18 protein-coding genes and 1 tRNA gene are annotated in these 16742 nt (G+C 67.4%); 10 read left to right on the top strand and 9 right to left on the bottom strand.

Going from position 1 to position 16742, the window contains the following annotated elements; translation table 11 throughout:
• Positions 1-251 precede the first annotated feature (251 nt).
• The 4 genes from ACFQI8_RS03340 to ACFQI8_RS03325 all read right to left on the bottom strand — a co-directional run bounded on the left by ACFQI8_RS03340 (position 252) and on the right by ACFQI8_RS03325 (position 3555).
• A complete protein-coding gene (locus tag ACFQI8_RS03340; protein ID WP_390242789.1) occupies positions 252-2348 on the bottom strand; it encodes a DUF7845 domain-containing protein in 2097 nt (698 codons plus the stop codon).
• Complete coding sequence (locus ACFQI8_RS03335; protein ID WP_390242788.1) at positions 2345-2902, bottom strand: hypothetical protein; 558 nt, start codon at positions 2900-2902, stop codon at positions 2345-2347. Before ACFQI8_RS03335 ends, ACFQI8_RS03340 begins: the two co-directional genes overlap by 4 nt.
• Positions 2899-3366 (bottom strand): hypothetical protein, encoded by a 468-nt coding sequence (locus tag ACFQI8_RS03330; RefSeq protein WP_390242787.1) that lies wholly within the window; start codon positions 3364-3366, stop codon positions 2899-2901. Before ACFQI8_RS03330 ends, ACFQI8_RS03335 begins: the two co-directional genes overlap by 4 nt.
• Before the next feature lie 118 nt (positions 3367-3484).
• Positions 3485-3555, bottom strand: a tRNA-Pro gene (locus ACFQI8_RS03325).
• 173 nt (positions 3556-3728) lie between these two features.
• On the opposite strand from ACFQI8_RS03325, the gene ACFQI8_RS03320 reads away from it, so the two are divergent.
• Positions 3729-4013: a hypothetical protein gene (locus ACFQI8_RS03320; protein ID WP_390242786.1), complete on the top strand. Its 285-nt coding sequence runs from the start codon at positions 3729-3731 to the stop codon at positions 4011-4013.
• Positions 4014-4022: 9 nt separating this feature from the next.
• Here ACFQI8_RS03320 and ACFQI8_RS03315 read toward each other — a convergent pair whose 3' ends face one another.
• The 4 genes from ACFQI8_RS03315 to ACFQI8_RS03300 all read right to left on the bottom strand — a co-directional run bounded on the left by ACFQI8_RS03315 (position 4023) and on the right by ACFQI8_RS03300 (position 7367).
• A complete protein-coding gene (locus tag ACFQI8_RS03315) occupies positions 4023-4892 on the bottom strand; it encodes an RNA-guided pseudouridylation complex pseudouridine synthase subunit Cbf5 (protein WP_390242785.1) in 870 nt (289 codons plus the stop codon).
• A gap of 2 nt (positions 4893-4894) precedes the next feature.
• The gene (cmk, locus tag ACFQI8_RS03310) at positions 4895-5473 is read right to left on the bottom strand and encodes a (d)CMP kinase (protein ID WP_390242784.1); all 579 of its coding nucleotides are present in this window, start codon (positions 5471-5473) and stop codon (positions 4895-4897) included.
• Between the two features lie 207 nt (positions 5474-5680).
• Positions 5681-6589, bottom strand: coding sequence for a DUF106 domain-containing protein (locus tag ACFQI8_RS03305; protein WP_390242783.1), 909 nt, complete (start codon positions 6587-6589; stop codon positions 5681-5683).
• A 151-nt stretch (positions 6590-6740) separates the two neighbouring features.
• Positions 6741-7367, bottom strand: coding sequence for an adenylate kinase (locus ACFQI8_RS03300; RefSeq protein WP_390242782.1), 627 nt, complete (start codon positions 7365-7367; stop codon positions 6741-6743).
• Between the two features lie 208 nt (positions 7368-7575).
• Here ACFQI8_RS03300 and ACFQI8_RS03295 point away from each other — a divergent pair, with 208 nt between their 5' ends.
• From ACFQI8_RS03295 to kynU, 9 genes are all read left to right on the top strand, one after another.
• A complete protein-coding gene (locus tag ACFQI8_RS03295; RefSeq protein ID WP_390242781.1) occupies positions 7576-7722 on the top strand; it encodes a hypothetical protein in 147 nt (48 codons plus the stop codon).
• Entirely contained in the window at positions 7719-8756 is a 1038-nt protein-coding gene (locus tag ACFQI8_RS03290; protein WP_390242780.1) for a YeiH family protein, read from the top strand. The genes ACFQI8_RS03295 and ACFQI8_RS03290 overlap by 4 nt, the downstream gene beginning before the upstream one ends.
• Positions 8757-8846: 90 nt before the next feature.
• On the top strand, positions 8847-9242 hold the full coding sequence (locus ACFQI8_RS03285) for a hypothetical protein (protein WP_390242779.1): 396 nt from the start codon (positions 8847-8849) through the stop codon (positions 9240-9242).
• A 192-nt stretch (positions 9243-9434) separates the two neighbouring features.
• Positions 9435-9899, top strand: a complete 465-nt coding sequence (locus tag ACFQI8_RS03280; RefSeq protein ID WP_390242778.1) for a universal stress protein — start codon at positions 9435-9437, stop codon at positions 9897-9899.
• Complete coding sequence (locus ACFQI8_RS03275; RefSeq protein ID WP_390242777.1) at positions 9896-12142, top strand: amino acid permease; 2247 nt, start codon at positions 9896-9898, stop codon at positions 12140-12142. Before ACFQI8_RS03280 ends, ACFQI8_RS03275 begins: the two co-directional genes overlap by 4 nt.
• A 114-nt stretch (positions 12143-12256) precedes the next feature.
• Positions 12257-13207 carry an alpha/beta fold hydrolase gene (locus ACFQI8_RS03270; RefSeq protein WP_390242776.1) on the top strand — a complete coding sequence of 317 codons (951 nt, stop codon included), beginning with the start codon at positions 12257-12259 and terminating at the stop codon, positions 13205-13207.
• Positions 13208-13355: 148 nt separating this feature from the next.
• Entirely contained in the window at positions 13356-13532 is a 177-nt protein-coding gene (locus ACFQI8_RS03265) for a hypothetical protein (protein ID WP_390242775.1), read from the top strand.
• A 34-nt stretch (positions 13533-13566) separates the two neighbouring features.
• A complete protein-coding gene (locus ACFQI8_RS03260; RefSeq protein ID WP_390242774.1) occupies positions 13567-14610 on the top strand; it encodes a HypE family hydrogenase expression/formation protein in 1044 nt (347 codons plus the stop codon).
• Positions 14611-14679: 69 nt separating this feature from the next.
• A complete protein-coding gene (kynU, locus tag ACFQI8_RS03255) occupies positions 14680-15993 on the top strand; it encodes a kynureninase (RefSeq protein WP_390242773.1) in 1314 nt (437 codons plus the stop codon).
• 27 nt (positions 15994-16020) lie between these two features.
• On the opposite strand, the gene ACFQI8_RS03250 is transcribed toward kynU, so the two are convergent.
• A complete protein-coding gene (locus ACFQI8_RS03250; protein WP_390242772.1) occupies positions 16021-16719 on the bottom strand; it encodes an SDR family NAD(P)-dependent oxidoreductase in 699 nt (232 codons plus the stop codon).
• Positions 16720-16742 lie beyond the last annotated feature (23 nt).

Genomic DNA, 16742 nt, shown 5'->3' with positions numbered 1-16742 from the left:
GACCCCCATTTCATGTGTTTCATCTGGAGTCTGAGCGAAGCGAAGACTCCGGTAATCTGGTTCTGTGATTCTTTAATCACACATCTAACGGAGAATTACGGGGGCCCCCGTAATTCGAAGTGGTGGCGGTCGCGGTGCTGGTCGAGGTGAGACGGCGCCAAGAAAAATTCAGTCCCTAACGCCCTGAAAACACAGACATTCTTGCCGGTACTAACCTCGGAGAACAGCGTTGCCACTCGCGAAACCAGACGTCAGCCGATGAGCTGACGCATCTGACCGAAGCTGTACGTCAACGGCGCGGAGGTATCGTAGGCCTCACCAACGACATCGAACTCGCGAACGAACTGCCGCCAGTCGTTGCCGGTCACCTCGGCCCACTTCGAAGCCCCTGTTCGGAGGATACGCTTGACCTCCTCACGCGTCGCCTGCGGCGCGAGTTCGAGAAGCTCGCGACCATCGTCGCGTTCCTTCCGGTCGCGGACGTAGTTGCGTAGCCAGCGCTCCCACGGACCGTTCCCATCGCCGTACGTATCGGCGCGGATGATGTCGTCAGCAGCCTCTTCGAGAGTGGCCTCCACAGTCCGACGCGCAGACTCGATGTGTTCGACGATTCCCTCGGCGATGTGCTTCGACGCGAGTTCGACGTGACCGTACTCACGGAGAACAAGCTTTCCGAGACGCTCGAGGGAATCATAGACCGTGCTGGTGGCTTTGCCGATCTTGTCTGCGATCTCCGCTGGAGAAAGGTCGCCACCATCAGTGAGGAGCTCCTCGACGACGTCGAGGTCTGTCTCGTTCATATTTCCAGCGACGGCGAACTTCCGAATCTCATCGTCCTGCTGTTCAGCGATTCGTGGGAGCGGGTTGTCGACGACTTTGACCATTCGGGCCTCGCCTTCGACCTTGAAGTAGTCGTCTTTGACGAACTTCTGGTGGTCGGGCGTCACGGGGAGGTCCGACCAATCCAGAACGTTCAGAAGTGCCTCGTCGAGTTCCTTGTGGAGGCGGTCGACGTCCTTGAACCGAAGCGTGTCGTCGTACAGCGAGTTTTGATAGGAGACGCCGATCTTCGGGTTCTCCAGTGGCGTTCCAGCGACAGCATCCGGGTTCTTGACGTGGTAATGCTTGATCTCCTTCGGGAGTTCGTGACCACCGACGACCTGGGCGGCACGCATGGCGCAGACCGTGGACGTGTGATACCAGCCTTCGCACTCGCGGTCGTCGCGAACAGTCTTCGAGTAGCCGCTACGCTCGCCGCCGAGAATTAATGCGATTCGGTGGAGTGTGCCGTCGAAAGCGTACATTCTGCCGGTCTCGCCCCTCTTCGCGCGAACATAAAGCTCGGCGTCGGTAATATTGGACGAGTTGTGGACATCCTCAGGGGCGAGCGCCTGATAGTCGATTTCAGTAAACGAGTTCCAACCGAACTCGTCCTGACGTTCGCGAAGTTCTCGCAGCGCTTCGTACAGAACGCTCGGGTACTGGTCAAACTCGAAGTAACTGCCCTTCGTCTCGACGTCGACGCCGAGGATGTTGTGCGGGTTCGAGATGTTCTTCCCGCTTTCTGACTTGATGCCAGGCCAGCGGGGACTTACTTTGAAATACGCACGTTTTCGATTGTCATCAACCGCTTCACTGTATTCTGGGTACGCTTCTGGGTAGACGTAGACTTGGAACTCTGGAACTTTTTCGAGCCGCCAGTCCCAACGACCGAGATCGGTATCGTCTTCGGGCGTCGCGACACCGGACTCTTTGAAACTGAACTCGACGTTCCACTCTTCGCCACCGAACTCGATGCCGGCGCGAAGGTTCCCATACTCCTCGAAATCGTGCATCTTGTAGAGCGAGACGAGTCCGAAGTACGTCGACAGAGAGTCGTCCCACTTGAGATAGGCGCTGAACTCGTGCGGTTGTGGGAGGAGGAACTTCCGTAGCCCCGAGACGGCGGTCTTCGAGTCCTGACCGCGCATTGTCCGCGCGCGGACACCGCGCTTCTGTCGGCGCTCGTGCTGCTCGGCTTCCGAGCAACTGTAGAAGTGATCCTCGCGAACATCCTTCCGGATGTGCGTGCCGCCACAGAAGCGACACTCGCCGGTCGGCTCCAGGTCGCAGTTCCACTCGTGTTCGAGCGCGTCCGCTTCGGTATCGAAGCTCGTCTGGCAGTACCGACAGGCGGCGACGAACTCCGGCATCTCGAACTCGACGTCTTCGGAGTCGTCGATGGTCGAGCCGGGTTCGTATCCGTTGTCAACTGCGGACGCGACGGGATCCTCGTCATCCGACGTGACGAGGTCGGCCTCGTCGAGGACGGAGAACTCCGCGACGACGCCGGCGAGGTCGTCGCTCACCGTCGGTCACCTCCGTAGGCGACGCGGACCGCCTGACCGAACCAGTCGGTGACCGACTGCGAGGAGTAGCCGCAGATGTCACAGACCAGCACCCCGACGACCGACCCACGACTCCACTCGTGGCGTCCGTCGTCACAAGGGCCGTCCTGCGTCCGCTGGTGAAGTTCTTCGAGGACGATGCGGCGATGGTCGTAGCGGTCGTCGGAACGCCACGAGACGAGCCAGACGGGGCGCTCGTCGGCGTCGGACTGCACCGTTGCGAGGACTTCGCGCGGGCCGGTGGACCGAAGGTAGCTCCGGAAACGCGTCTCGAAGTCCGTGGACTGCCACGAAACAGCGAGCGCGTTCTCGACGCCGTCTGCGTCGGCGGCCTCTTCGACGCGACTCCGCGCGAGCTCAAGAGACTCGGGCGGCGCGAGGTGCGGGAGCGCGCGGTCGACGAGGTCGTCGGCCCACTCGGGAACGTCGCGGACGATAGCGAAGACTCGCGCTTCGTCGCTGGGGACGACGTCTTCGTTCGCAAGCGCGGTGAAGTAGGTGCCGCGAACGCTCATCGCGACTCGACCTCCTTCGGGGCGAAGACCTGCGTCCAGGTGATCTGGGCGTAGTCGGAGCGTGTCGCCCGCTCGACCCACGAGAACTGGAACTCATCGACGAGCGTCGCGGGGACGACCTTCGCGACGATGATGTCGCGGTCGGGAGTCGGCGCGCAGACGGCGAAGAGGTAGACGCCGCCTTCGTCGAGGAGGTGTTCATGCTGACTGCGGCGAAGCAGGAAGCGCCCGCGGCGCTGGGCTTCGCCGTAGACGACCATCGCGCTCTTGATTTCGACGATGGTGCCGACTTCGAGGAGGCAGATTCCGACGAACGGTAGCTCTCGACTCGGCGTCAGAAGTTCCGTGACGACAGCGTCGTGATGCTCGTGCTGGCTGTCGGGGACGTGCCGGAGCTCTGGGTGGTGCTGAACGACGGTCGATTCGACGGTGTCTCCCGCCTTCCGAGAGGGCGCGAGACTCACGTAGACCACCCCTCAGAGAGGCCTTTTAAGCAGAGCCTTGTTTGCAGATAGGTTTTAAGTGCAAAATGTACAGAGAGAGCTTGTACTACCAGTAATTTTAATCCACGAAAGTAAGAAGTGGGACCGCTGAGAGTCGAACTCAGGTCCTACCGACCCCATCGGCAGAGGATACCACTACCCCACGGTCCCGGGGTGCATTCAAAGCGATGCGTGTCTCGCGGTTAAGCCCTTCGTTTCGTCGCGGCGACGCGACGGACTGGCGTGGCACTGTATCCCATCGGAGTCGTGCGGTTCGAACGCTCCCGACTCGCCGGAGTTGCGCCGCGAATACGCTTTTGTCGCGCGGCGAGTAATGACAACTCATGTCCACGTCCCTCCAGACCGTCCCGCTCGGACTGCTCCCGTTCGTCGTCGTGGTGCTCCTCATCCTCGGGTTGGGCGTCGGGGCCGGCCGGTGGTGGTCGATTCGTCGCGGTGGCGAGTCCGAACCGGCGGCGGACCGCCCCGAGGAGTCCCACGGCTACCCGCTGGCCTCGTGGCGCTACGTCTACGACCTCGACAAATCGGACGCGAAGCGGGAGGTCGCCTCGGTCAACGAGCAGGCGGAGACGCTCGCGGACGCGGAACAAAAGCGCCGGAGAAAGTAGAGTCCGGCTTCAGACCAACACGGCTTCCAGCGAGACGACCTCGCCGGCGTCGGCGTCGGCGTCGCCGACGAGTTCGCCCAGACAGACCGCCGAACCGTCGTCGGTGAAACAGGCGACGAGGTCGCCGCGGGAGGCGTCGGCGTCGACGTCGAAGACGCCGGGGGCGTAGACGGGTGCGCCGTTGGCGACCTCGCGGGCCGCGCTGTTGGCGATGGTCACGGCCGGGAGGTGCGACAGCGCCCGTTCGGCGGGCGAGACCACATCGCGGAGCCACGACTCGTCGCCCTCCGCGGCGAACGCGAGGGCGTCGGTGAGGTCGTGGAGCGTCGCGAGGTCCGCGTCGTCGAAGGGGTCGGTCGCGGTCCGGCGGAGGTGACCCATATGGCCGCCGGTGCCGAGCGCGAGTCCGAGGTCGTGACATAGCTTGCGGACGTACGTCCCCGACTCACACCGGATGCGCAACAGCGCCTGTCTGTCCGTCACTTCGAGGAGGTCGAGGTCGTAGATTTCGCGGACGCGGAGGCGACGCGAGACAGCGGACTTCCGCGGGGGCTTCTGGTAGAGTTTCGATTCGAACTCGGCGACGGTCGAGTCGATATCGGCCGGGGCGGGCCCGTGGAGTTCGAGCACGGAGACGTACTCCTTCGAGCCTTCGAGGAACACCTGCGCCATGCGCGTCGCGTCGCCGAGGAGTGTGGGGAGACAGCCGGTCACCTTCGGGTCGAGCGTCCCCGAGTGGGCCGCGCGGTCGACGTCGGCCATGTCGCGGACCCAGCCGGTGACCTGATGGGCCGACGGCCCCGGCGGCTTGTCGAGGTTGACGACGCCGAACGAGAGCAGGTCGTCGACGCTCCGGTGTTCGGGCGGGTCTCGGAGCATGGTCAGAAGTCGTAGCGGACGCCGTCGACCGGGTATTTGCCCTCGTCGGCCTCGGGGTCGTAGGAGTCGACCGCGGCGATGCAGACGGCCGTCACCTCGTCGGGCCCCCAGCGGGCGGTGTTGAGCGCGATATCGTAGATAGAGAGGTCCGTGATGTCGATGTCGTAGTACGCGTCGTACCGCTTGACCTCGCTCGCCTCGCGGGTCGTGGTCTCCTCGCGGGCGACGTCGGGCGCTTTGTCCTCGCGGTCGGCGATGCGCTCGGCGCGGACGTCGACGGGGGCGTCGAGCCAGAAGCGGAGGTCGGCGGCGTCTCCGGCGAGCCAGCCGGCGAGTCGGGATTCGAGGAGCACGTCGTCGCGGTCGAGGGCGATGTCGCGGAGGCGGCGGTCGAGGTCGCGGTCGATCTGGTCGTCTTCCTCGGCGTGCTTGTTGAACTCGACCGCGGTCATGTCGCGCTCGGCGGCGAGCTCGCGGAAGATGTCCCCGCCGCTTATGTGTTCGAGGTCGAACGCCTCGGCGAGCGCGGCGGCGGTCGTACTCTTTCCGCTGCCCGGTGGTCCGGAGACGGTCAGTAACATATCCATGCTGTGTGCGGTCGGCTAAAAGGTGTTATCGTTGCCGACGGCCCCTGCGGAGGCTTCGCACGGCGGCGGAAGACCCTCCGCGGCGGCGAGACGAGAGAGCGCCGCGGCCGGCGCGCGTCGGAAACGGAGAGAGAACCCGAGTTGCTTCGAGCCGGGTCGATTCGAGTCGAATCGACCGGGTCGGCTGTCGACCGAACCGGCTTACGACGCCGACGGCGACATGTCGATGTTGAGCGACTTGCGGATGATCTGGGTGAAGCCCATCGAGCAGAGGAAGTACCAGACAATCCACGCCTGCATGGGACCGAGAACGCCCTGCGTCCACTCTGTGGTGCCGACGAGCGGGAGCACGATGTTCCCGGTGATGATGTGAGGCTGGGCGTTCCCGCCGACGCCGATGGCCCAGTACATCCAGAGGAACACCGGGATGGTGAGGAACATGATCCAGACCATCGGGCGGAACTGCTCTTTGAACATGCCCATCTGGTCGCCCATCGCCTCCATCTGCTCTTCTTGAATCTTTTCGAGCTCCGCGTCGTCGCCGCGCTCCTTGGCGTCCTTCTGCCGCTGTTGGATGTCCTTCATCCGGTCTTGGTACTTGCCCATCTTCTCCATGTTCATGAGGTTCGCCTGCAGGAGCGTGGAGTAGAGACCGGTCGCGAGCGCGAGGACCATCACGACGGCGTAGAACGGGAGCATCTCGGCGAGCGGGCCGAGCACCACGTCCATCACGCCGCCGATGACGTTGCGGACCTCGGAGACCGAGTAGCCGAGGAACAGGCCGACCGTGACGACGGCCGCACCCTTGTCGTACTTCGACCACGAGGAGTCGTCGGTGTCGATGTCGGCCGACGAGCCGTCGGAGCCGGACGTGTCGTCTTCGAGGCCGGCGCGGGTCTCCCCCACGTCGGCGAGCCGGAACCCTTCGTCGCCGTCGACGAGGATACCCTTCTCGATGAGGCGACCCCACTGGCCGCTCGTGAGCTCGTCGCGAACGTCGGCCCACTCGACTTCACCGTCGTCCGCCCGGTCGAGGACGGTCTCGACGGCGGCGCGCATGTCGGCGTCCTCGCCGACGAGGTCGCGCACCCGAGATTCGATTCGTGCCATTACCGGCTCTTTAGCAACCGGCTGTTATCAAGGTTTTACTCTGCGGACGACAGCGAGCGCACCGTCGGCGATGCGGACGGACGCGTCTCGGTCGGTGAAAAACGTCGCGCCGAACTGCGTCGATAAGGCGGTTCGCGCGTCGAACCCGCGCTTAGGCGTCGTCGACGACGTCCCGGATGTCCTCGAAGACCTCGTCGGGAGTCTGCTCGCCGTCGACCTCGACGAGGACGCCCTCGTCGCGGTAGTGTTCGATGACCGGCTCGGTGTTCTCCTCGAACACCGACAGGCGCTCGCGGACGGTCTCTTCGGTGTCGTCGTCGCGCTGGACGAGTTCGCCGCCGCAGTCGTCGCAGACGCCCGCTTCTTCGGGCTGGTTGAACTTCACGTGGAAGTTCGTGCCGCAGTCGTCACAGACGCGGCGGCCGGTGAGGCGCTCGACGAGCTCGGACTCGGCGACCCGCAGGTAGATGACCGCGTCGAGGTCGGTGATTTCGGTGAGGTACTCCGCCTGCGAGAGGTTCCGCGGGTAGCCGTCGAGGACGTAACCATCCGCGTCAGCCAGCGCGGCCTCGACGATTTCGTTGACGACCGCGTCGGGGACGAGCTCGCCCTTCTCCATGAACGAACGGGGCGTCCCGTACTCGGTCTCCATGTCCTTGTTCGCGCGCAGCGCGTCGCCGGTGGTGACGTGTTCGACGCCGTAGGTCTCGGCGAGTCGCTTCGACTGTGTGCCCTTACCTGCGCCAGGCGCTCCGAGCAGGAGGATGCGCTTTCCCATATCTGACCCCATCCGGCGAGAGCATATAGTGTTGAAGATACGTACTGAGTTCTGCGACGGTGACGGTCAGAGGAACAAGAAAAAGTTGCTCCTTGTTTATCGTCCTACCGCTGTTTCAGGTTGACAACCGGCGTTTTCGAGGTTTTTATTGCCGGTTTCACAGACGGAAGCGACACGTTCAACGGCGCGGCCCTCGTGACTCCGGCAAATGCGCGATTCGTCTCCCATGCGCGACGCGCTCGGCGCGGCCACCACCGAGCGCGCGTACGGATTGTGGTGTACGCTCGAACGCGGCTGGCGCGCGACCGCTCTCGGACTCGTCGTCGTGACCGTCCTCGCGGCGCTCGGGCCGTGAGCGCCGGGGCGGATACGGACGCCACGGACGCCACGGACGCCGGCGTCGGTCGGCTCGCGCGACTCGTCCCCGGCGTCGGCCTCCTCGTCGCCCTCGCGGGGGCGGCCACCCTCGTCGCCGGGTTCGTCCCCGGCGTCAACGCGCTCCTGCTCGGCGTCTTCTTCGGGGCCGCCGTCGCCAACGCGGTCGGCGTCCCCGACTGGGCGCGCCCCGGCATCGACACGCAGAAACTCCTCCTCGAAACGGGTATCGTCCTGCTCGGCGCTCGCATCGCCGTCGACGAACTCGTCGCCTCCGGCCCCGTGCTGGTCGCGCTCGTCGTCGTCACCGTCGCCGCGGGCGTCCTCCTCGTCGAGGCCGTCGCCGGCCGCGTGTTCGGCCTCGCCGACAAGACTGGGTCGCTCCTCGCGGCGGGCGCGAGCGTCTGCGGCGTCTCCGCGGCCACCGCCATCGCCGGCACCATCGACGCCGACGGCGAGTCGCTCGCCCACGTCGTCGCCGCGGTCCTCCTGTTCGACGCGCTCACGCTCGCCGCGTTCCCCATCGCCGGCGACCTGCTTCCGTTGTCCGGTCGCCAGTTCGGCATCTGGGCCGGCCTGAGCATGTTCAGCACCGGCCCCGTCACCGCGGCCGGCTTCGCCCACTCCGAAGTGGCGGGCCGTTGGGCGACCGTGACCAAACTCGCGCGCAACTCCATGCTCGGCTTCGTCGCCGTCGCCTACGCGGTTCGCTACGCCGGCCGGGCCGAGGAGGCCGCGACCGGCCTGCGCGCCGTCTTCGACGGCGTCCCGCGGTTCCTCGTCGGCTTCGTCGCCGTCGCCGCCGTCGCCAACCTCGGCCTGCTCTCGGAGGCGACCCTCGCGGCCGTCGGCACCGCCAGCGACGCCCTGTTCGCGCTCGCGTTCGTCGGCCTCGGCCTCGACGTCCGACTCGACGCGATGCGGCAGACGGGGGCGGCCCCGCTCGCCGTCCTCGGCGTGCAACTGCTGACCGTCAGCGCGCTCGCGCTCGCCGCGGTCCTCGTGCTGTTCTGATGGCCGGCGGCCGTCTCGGTCGCCGGCCGACTGACGCCACGCCCGGCCCGACGCGGGTCGCTTTTGTACCGCGCGGGTGTATCGACCCGCATGACTCGATTCGAGGCCGACACCCCCCGCGAGCGCCGGAAGCTTTTCGCCGACGCCGTGTCGGCGCACCGCGACCGCGGCAGTGCCTTTCTCACCATCGAGGCCGAGCGCCTCGACGACCTCGACGGCGAGGGGCCCGGTCCGTGGATTCAGTTCGCCGACCAGACGTTCAACATGGACGTGACCGAAGGCGAACTCGACCGCCTCAAGACGCTCCTCTCGGAGTTCCCCGAGTTCCGCATCGACCAGTTGGAGAGCCCCGAGGAGGCCGACGGGACGAACGTCCGCATCACCGCCCGCTCGGACGCCAACCGCCTCGCCGGCTTCGCGGACCGCGTCTTTCAGGCGGTCTACGGCCGCGACGACGCGTACCGGGCGTGGGTCACCGCCGTCTGAGGTCTGCGTCCCGCCGGGACCGAATCGCTCGACACCCTCCCCCGGTTTGCGAACTTCTAAGCCGGTTGCCGCACAACCCCGGCACATGAATTCCCGACGGTCACGTTGTGAATCGGGCATCGGCACCCCGGCACAATCCCGTTCCGCCGGGGGGAATCGCCTCCGTCACTCCCAACCCCGCAGGTTCGGCACATGACAGAACACGTCGAGCCGCTGTTCTCCCGTCCTCTGCTCCCGCTCGCGAACGCGGACGACGCCGAACTCACCTGCGCCGCCGCGTTCCCCCGCATCGCCGCCGCCGGCGGTCGGGCCTCCGTCGTTCACGTCATCGAGAAGGCGGGCGGCGCGCCGGACAAAGCCAGCGTCGAACAGCGCGAGGCGGTCGCGGACGAACTGTTCGACATCGCCCGCCGCGCCGCGGACGACGCCGGCATCGACCTCCACACCGACCTCCGGTTTGCGACCGATGTCGGCGACGCCATCCTCGACGCCGCCGCCGAGGCCGACGCGACGGCTATCGTCTTCATCCCGCGCGGCGGTCGCTCGTGGTGGGACCTGTTTTCGGGCGCGGTCCGCGACCAACTGGTCCGGCACAGCGACCGCCCCGTGGTCGTTTTGCCGGCGGGAACGGACGACGACGGCGGGGATGAAACATGACCGACGAGGAACTTGCGAAGGATCTCGGTCCCGTCGCCGCGCTCACCATCGGCGTCGGAACGATGATCGGCGCGGGCATCTTCGTCCTCCCGCGCGAGGCGTACGGCATCGCCGGTCCGGCCGTCGCGCTCTCGTTCGTCGTCGGCGGCATTATCTCGCTTTTTACGGCGCTGTCGGCGTCCGAACTCGGCACCGCGATGCCGAAAGCCGGCGGGAGCTACTACTACGTCAACCACGCCCTCGGCCCGCTTTTCGGCTCCATCGCGGGCATGGGAAACTGGATGGGGCTGGCGTTCGCCTCGGCGTTCTACGTCATCGGCTTCGGCGACTTCCTCGTCAGCGTCGTGTCGATACCGGCGGTGAACCTCGGCGTCGTCTCCCTGTCTGCGGTGCAGGTGGCCGCGATACTCGCCGGCCTCCTGTTCATCGGCGTCAACTACGTCGGCGCGAAGGAGACCGGTACGCTCCAGGTGGTCATCGTCATCACGCTCGTCCTCATCCTGACCGCCTTCTCGATACTCGGCTTCCTCGAAGCCGACCTCACGACGCTCCGCCCGTTCGCCCCGAGCGAACTCGGCGGCTACGGCGCGGTGCTCCCCGGCACGGCGCTCGTCTTCGTCTCCTTCCTCGGCTTCGCGAAAATCACGACCGTCGCCGAGGAGATCAAGAACCCCGGACGCAACCTCCCGTTCGCGGTCGTCGGGTCGGTCGTCATCGTCACGACGATGTACGCCATCCTGATGATCATCATGGCGTCGATCAAGCCGTGGCAGGAGCTGTCGGCCGCCGGTGCCGACCCCGTCGTCGAGGTCGCGCAACTCTCGTTCGAGTCCGTACTCGGCCTCGGCGCACTCGGCTCCGGTGTCATCATTTTCGGCGGCCTCCTCGCCACCGCGTCGAGCGCGAACGCCTCCATCCTCGCGTCGTCGCGCATCAACTTCGCCATGGGCCGCGACAAACTCGTCACGGCGTGGCTCAACGAGATTCACCCGCGGTTCGCGACGCCCTACCGCTCTATCGCGGTCACGGGCTTCATCATCGTCTTCTCGCTCGTCGCTGTCGACGACATCAAGGTGCTGGCGAAGGCCGGTAGCGCCCTCCACCTCATCGTCTACGGCCTGCTCAACCTCGCGCTCATCGTCATGCGCGAGTCCGACGCGCCCGAGTACGACCCCGAGTTCACCGTGCCCTTCTACCCGCTCACGCCGATTCTCGGCGCGGTGTTCTCCTTCGGACTCATCGCCTTCCTCGACCCCATCGAAATCGGGCTGTCGGTGCTGTTCGTCGTCTTCGGCATCGTCTGGTACCTGTTCTACGCCCGCGAGCGCACCGATAAGCGGGGCATCCTCTCGCGGTACGTGCTCTCTCGGTCCAGCGAACTGCCCGACGCCGCGGTGTCGGCGGCTTCGACGGTCCAACCCGACGGCGGCTACCGCGTCATGGTCCCGCTTTCGAACCCCGAAAGCGAGCGCGACCTCGTGTCGCTGGCCGGGTCGGTCGCCAAGGCGAACGGCGGGACGCTCGTCGGCGTCCACATCGTCAAAGTGCCGGACCAGACCCCCCTCGAATCGGCCCGCGAGGAGTACGACTTCGACGAAGCCGACCGCCTGCTCGAACAGGCCCGCGTCGACGCCGACGAACTCGACGTGGACATCGAGACCCACACCGTCCTCTCCCACCGGTCGTTCGAGGAGGTGTTCGACGCGGCGGAGACCTACAACGCCGACCTCGTCGTCATGGGCTGGGGCCCCGACAGCCACGGGTCGCCCGGCCGCGCCGAGAGCGCGTTCGAGGAGATAACCCACGCGCTCCCCTACGACGTGTTGGTGCTGAAGGACCGCGGCTTCGACCCCTCGCACGTGCTCGTCCCGACCGCCGGCGGCCCGGACTCCGACCTCTCGGCGTCCATCGCCTCGGTCCTCCGGGAGTTCTGCGACGCGGAGGTCGAACTCCTCCACGTCGCCGATGACGAGACAGAGGGCGAGCGCTTCCTCCGGGAGTGGGCCGACGAGCGCGGCCTCGGCGACGCCACGCTCACCGTCGAGACCGGCGACGTCGAGACGGCCATCGAGTCCCACGCGACCGAGGCGTCGCTCCTCGTCATCGGCGCGACGGAGCGTGGCCTGCTCTCGCGACTCGTCCGCGGCACCGTCGTCATGGACGTCGTCGACGACGTGGAGTGTTCGGTCCTCATGGCCGAACAGAGCCGCACGCGAAGCATCAGAAAGCGCCTGTTCGGGTAGTCAAATCCACCGTACCCTGCCCCGCCCCGCCGCCCGCGGAACCGACTCCGTTCTCGCAGACGACGGCCGCCCGCCGCCGCGGCACATTTGTCCCTCGCCGCCGTAGCGGTGAGTATGGCGAAGCAATCGGGGCTGTCGCGCGACGACGTGGAACTCCCCGTCGAGGCGGCGAGCCGTCGTATCGAGGTCGGCGAGGTCACGCTCCACGCGGTCGAAGCCGGGCCGGAAGACGGCGACCTCGTCGTGCTCCTCCACGGCTTCCCGGAGTGTTGGTACGCGTGGGCGGACTACCTCCGTCCGCTCTCCGAGGCGGGCTATCGGGTCGTCGCGCTCGACCAGCGCGGCTACAACCTGAGCGACCGCCCCTCGGGCGTCGAGTGGTACAGCATCGACGAACTCGCCGGCGACGTGGTCGGCGTCGCGGACGCGCTCGGCCACGAGAAGGCGCACGTCGTCGGCCACGACTGGGGCGGGGCGGTGGCGTGGTGGACCGCGCTCCACCACCCGGACCGGGTGCGCTCGCTCACCGCGATGAACCTCCCGCACCCCGCGGTGTTCGCCCGCCACCTCCGGCGCGACCCGGCCCAACAGCTCCGGAGCTGGTACGTCCTGTTCTTCCAGCTTCCGAAGCTTCCCGAACTCGTTACGCCCGTCGGCGACTGGGCCGTCCTGGAGCGGGCGCTGACCGGTTCGGCGCTCCCCGGCACGTTCTCGTCGACCGACCTCGACCACTACCGCGCCGCGTGGTCGGTGCCCGGAGCCTACGGCTCGATGGTGGATTGGTACCGCGCGGTCGTCCGCGAGCGCCCGCGCCCCCGCGCCGAGACGGTCGAACCGCCGACGCTCGTCGTCTGGGGGAGCAAAGACAGGTTCCTCCGGCCGAAGATGGCGCGCGAGAGCCTCGCGTTCTGCGAGGACGGCCACCTCAAGACGTTCGACGAGGCCACCCATTGGGTCCACCACGAGGAGCCGGTCGCCGTCGCCCGCGCGGTCGTCGAACACCTCGACGACGCGTGGCGGACGCCGAACAACACCCCCGACGAAGCGGGCAACCGCCCGGTCTGACTGTCGGCGGTCGATTCCGACGAACCGGCAGTATTCTCCGCCGACTCAGTGGAGCTATATAGGTCCATCGAGGGAACTTAGCGAGGTTCTTGTACGTCCGGCGTTCAGGTCGAACCGACGCGGGAGCAGTCCGGTGGTGGGACTTTCCATGCCCCTTCGTACCGTCTCCGCGTCTCTTCATGAGCAGGGACGGGGGACCGTCCCACCTTTCGACCGGCGAGCGGCCGCGACGACGAATCGGTCGAGCGCGACCCGCGCCGAGACCGAGACAGAGACCGAGACCGAGACCGAGACCACAATCGGCCCCGGCCTCGGCGGCGGATGAGTACGTTCTTACTCGCGGCCCCCGGAGGTCGCGTATGACCGACCTCGGAAAGGTCGACCGCGAGTTCTTCGACGAGTACATCTACCCGCGGTTGGGCGCGCCCCGCGACGACGTGGCGCTCGGCCCGACCCACGGCGTCGACTTCGGCCTCCTCGACATCGACGGCACCGCCGTCGCCATCGCGACCGACCCCGTCTCCGTGCTCCCCGCGCTCGGGTTCGAGCGCGCGGGGCGGTTCGCCATCGACATCGTCCTCTCGGACATCGCCGTCTCGGGGCTGGACCCCTCGCATCTCGCCGTCTCCTTCACGCTCCCGCCCGAAATGACCGACGAGCAGTTCGCCGAACTCTGGGGCGCGATGCACGACGAGGCCGACGACCTCGGCGTCAGCATCGTCACCGGTCACACCGCCCGCTACGCCGGCTGTTCGTACCCGTGGGTCGGCGGCGCGACCGCCCTCGCCGTCGGCGACCACGAGGACGTGGTCCGCCCGGACGGCGCGAAACCCGGTGACGACGTGCTCGTGACGAAGGGGCCGGGCGTCGAGGCGACCGGCCTCCTGACGACCCTCTTTCCCGACGCCTTTTCCGACCTCGACGCCGACGTGCTCGCGGCCGCGCAGGCCCGACTCGACGAGACGGACGCCGTCCGCGACGCGATGACCGTCTCGGCCGCCGGCGGCCGCGGCGTCCACGCCATGCACGACGCCACTGAGTGCGGCGTCCACGGCGCGCTCAACGAAATCGCCGAGAGCGCGGGCGTCCAACTCGAAATCGACGAGTCGAGTATCCCGCTTCGTCCCGGCGTCCGCGAGACCTGCGAGTCCCTCGGCATCGACCCGTGGCGCTCGACCACCGCCGGGTCGCTCGTCGTCGCCACGGACCCCTCGGTCACGGACGACGTGGTCGCCGCGCTCGACGCCCGCGGCACCCCCGTCGGCGTCGCCGGCACCGTCGTCGCGGGCGAGGGCGTCGTCGTCGACGGCGAGCGCATCGAACACCCCGACGTGGACCCCTCGTGGGCCGCCTACGACCGACTCGCCCGCGAAGCAGAGTCGTCAGCGGCCGACGCCGAATAAGCGGACTCGATACTCGGGTTCCAGCGCGGGCCGCGCACCTACTTGTCGCGCGGGCGCTTCGAGACTCGTATGACCGACTCCGGCGACCCCGACGACCCCGACGACTCCGACGACCTCGGCGACTTCACCGTCGACGCCGCCCGCGAGATGGACGCGGCGGACCCGCTTTCGGACCTCCGCGACCGCTTTTTCGTCCCCGAGGGCGAACTGTATCTGGACGGCAACTCGCTCGGCCCGCTCTCTGTCGACGCCGAAGCGGCGCTCGACCGCGTCGTCGACGAGTGGCGCGACCTCGCCATCCGCGGGTGGACCGACGCCGACCCCGAGTGGTTCAGCTACGGCGAGCGACTGGGCGAGCGACTCGCCCCGCTCGTCGGCGCGACCCCCGACGAGGTCGTCGTCGCCAACTCCACGACGGTCAACATCCACGCGCTCGTCGGGACGTTCTACGACCCCGCCCGCGGCGAGCGAATCGTCGTCGACGACCTCGACTTCCCGACGGACCACTACGCGGTTCGCGCGCAACTCCGGGCGGCCGGCCGCGACCCCGACGAGGCGCTTCGCGTGGTCGAGAGCCGCGACGGGCGGACCATCGAGACCGAGGACGTGCTCGACGCCATCGACGGCGACGTGGGGATGGTGTTTCTCCCCTCGGTCCTCTACCGGAGCGGCCAGCTGTTCGATATCGAGACCATCACCGAGGCGGCTCACGAGGCCGGCGCGCTGGCCGGGTTCGACCTCGCGCACTCGGTCGGCGCGGTCCCGCACCGGCTCTCCGAGGTGGGCGTCGACTTCGCCGTCTGGTGTCACTACAAGTACCTCAACGCCGGGCCCGGCTCCATCGCCGGGCTCTACGTCAACGAGCGGCACTTCGGCGTCACGCCCGCGCTCGCCGGCTGGTGGGGCAACGACAAGGAGACGCAGTTCGACATGGCGATGACCTACGAACCGGCGCAGTCCGCCGGCGCGTTCCAGTCTGGGACGGTCCCGGTTTTGTCGGCGGCCCCCCTCGACGGCGCGCTCGATATCGTCGAGGACGCCGGCGGCGTGGTCGCCCTCCGCGAGAAGTCGCTGGCGCTCACGGACTACCTCATCGACCTCGTGGACGAGCGACTGCCCGACTGCGAGGTCGGCACCCCGCGAGACCCCGCGGCCCGCGGCGGCCACGTCGCGGTCGAACACCCCGAGGCGTACCGCATCAGCCTCGCGCTCAAAGAGCGGGGCGTCGTCGTGGACTTCCGCCGGCCGAACGTCGTCCGCGTGGCTCCCGCACCGGCCTACGTCGGCTTCGAGGACGTGTACCGGTCGGTCGAACACCTGCGCGAGATTCTGGACGAAAAAGAATACGAGGCGTTCGAGAGCCAGAGCGGCGGCGTGACGTGAGGGTCGCGGCGGCGAGGCGTCGGTCGCTTACCAGTCGATGACTTCCTTGTCGCGCCAGAACTTCCCCGAGGGCGCGCCGGGCTTGAACGTGGCGAGCCACGTCGGCGTCTCCGCACCCTTCTCGACGGGCCGGGTGGCCTCCTCGCCGCCCATGTCGGTGCGGACCCAGCCGGGACACACCGAGTTGGCGATGAGGCCGTCGTCGCCGTACTGGCCGTCCAGATAGGCGGTGAGTCCGTTGAGGCCGGTCTTCGAGATTCGGTACGCGGGCGACCCGCCGGACTGTTCCTCGCCGAGCGCGCCCATGCCGGAGGAGACGTTGACGACGCGGCCGCCGTCGGACTGGAGGAGGAGGGGAATCGCGTGCTTGCACAGGAGCATCGGCCCGCGGAGGTTGACGCCGAGGGTGCGGTCGATTCGCTCGGTCGGCTCGGCGACGATGTCCTCGCCCTCGCCGCCGACGCCGGCGTTGTTGACGAGGATGTCGAGTCGGCTCTGGTCGGCGAAGACGCCGTCGACGACCTCCTCGATGTCGCCCTCTTGGGTCACGTCGAGGAGGACCCGCTCGGTGCCCTCGGGCGTCTCGTTCGCGACACTTCGGGACCCCGCGTACACCGTCGCGCCGCGGTCGCGGAGGTTCTCGGCTATCTGGCGGCCGATGCCTCGGTTCGCGCCGGTGACGAGCGCGACCTGTCCGTCGAGGTCGTCGTAGCGGTCGGGTTGCATACGGGTGTGTGAGAACTCGGGGC

The organism is Haloferax chudinovii (assembly GCF_042663345.1).
GTDB classification, from domain to species: Archaea; Halobacteriota; Halobacteria; order Halobacteriales; family Haloferacaceae; genus Haloferax; species Haloferax chudinovii.
This window is presented reverse-complemented; position numbering and strand designations above follow the sequence as displayed.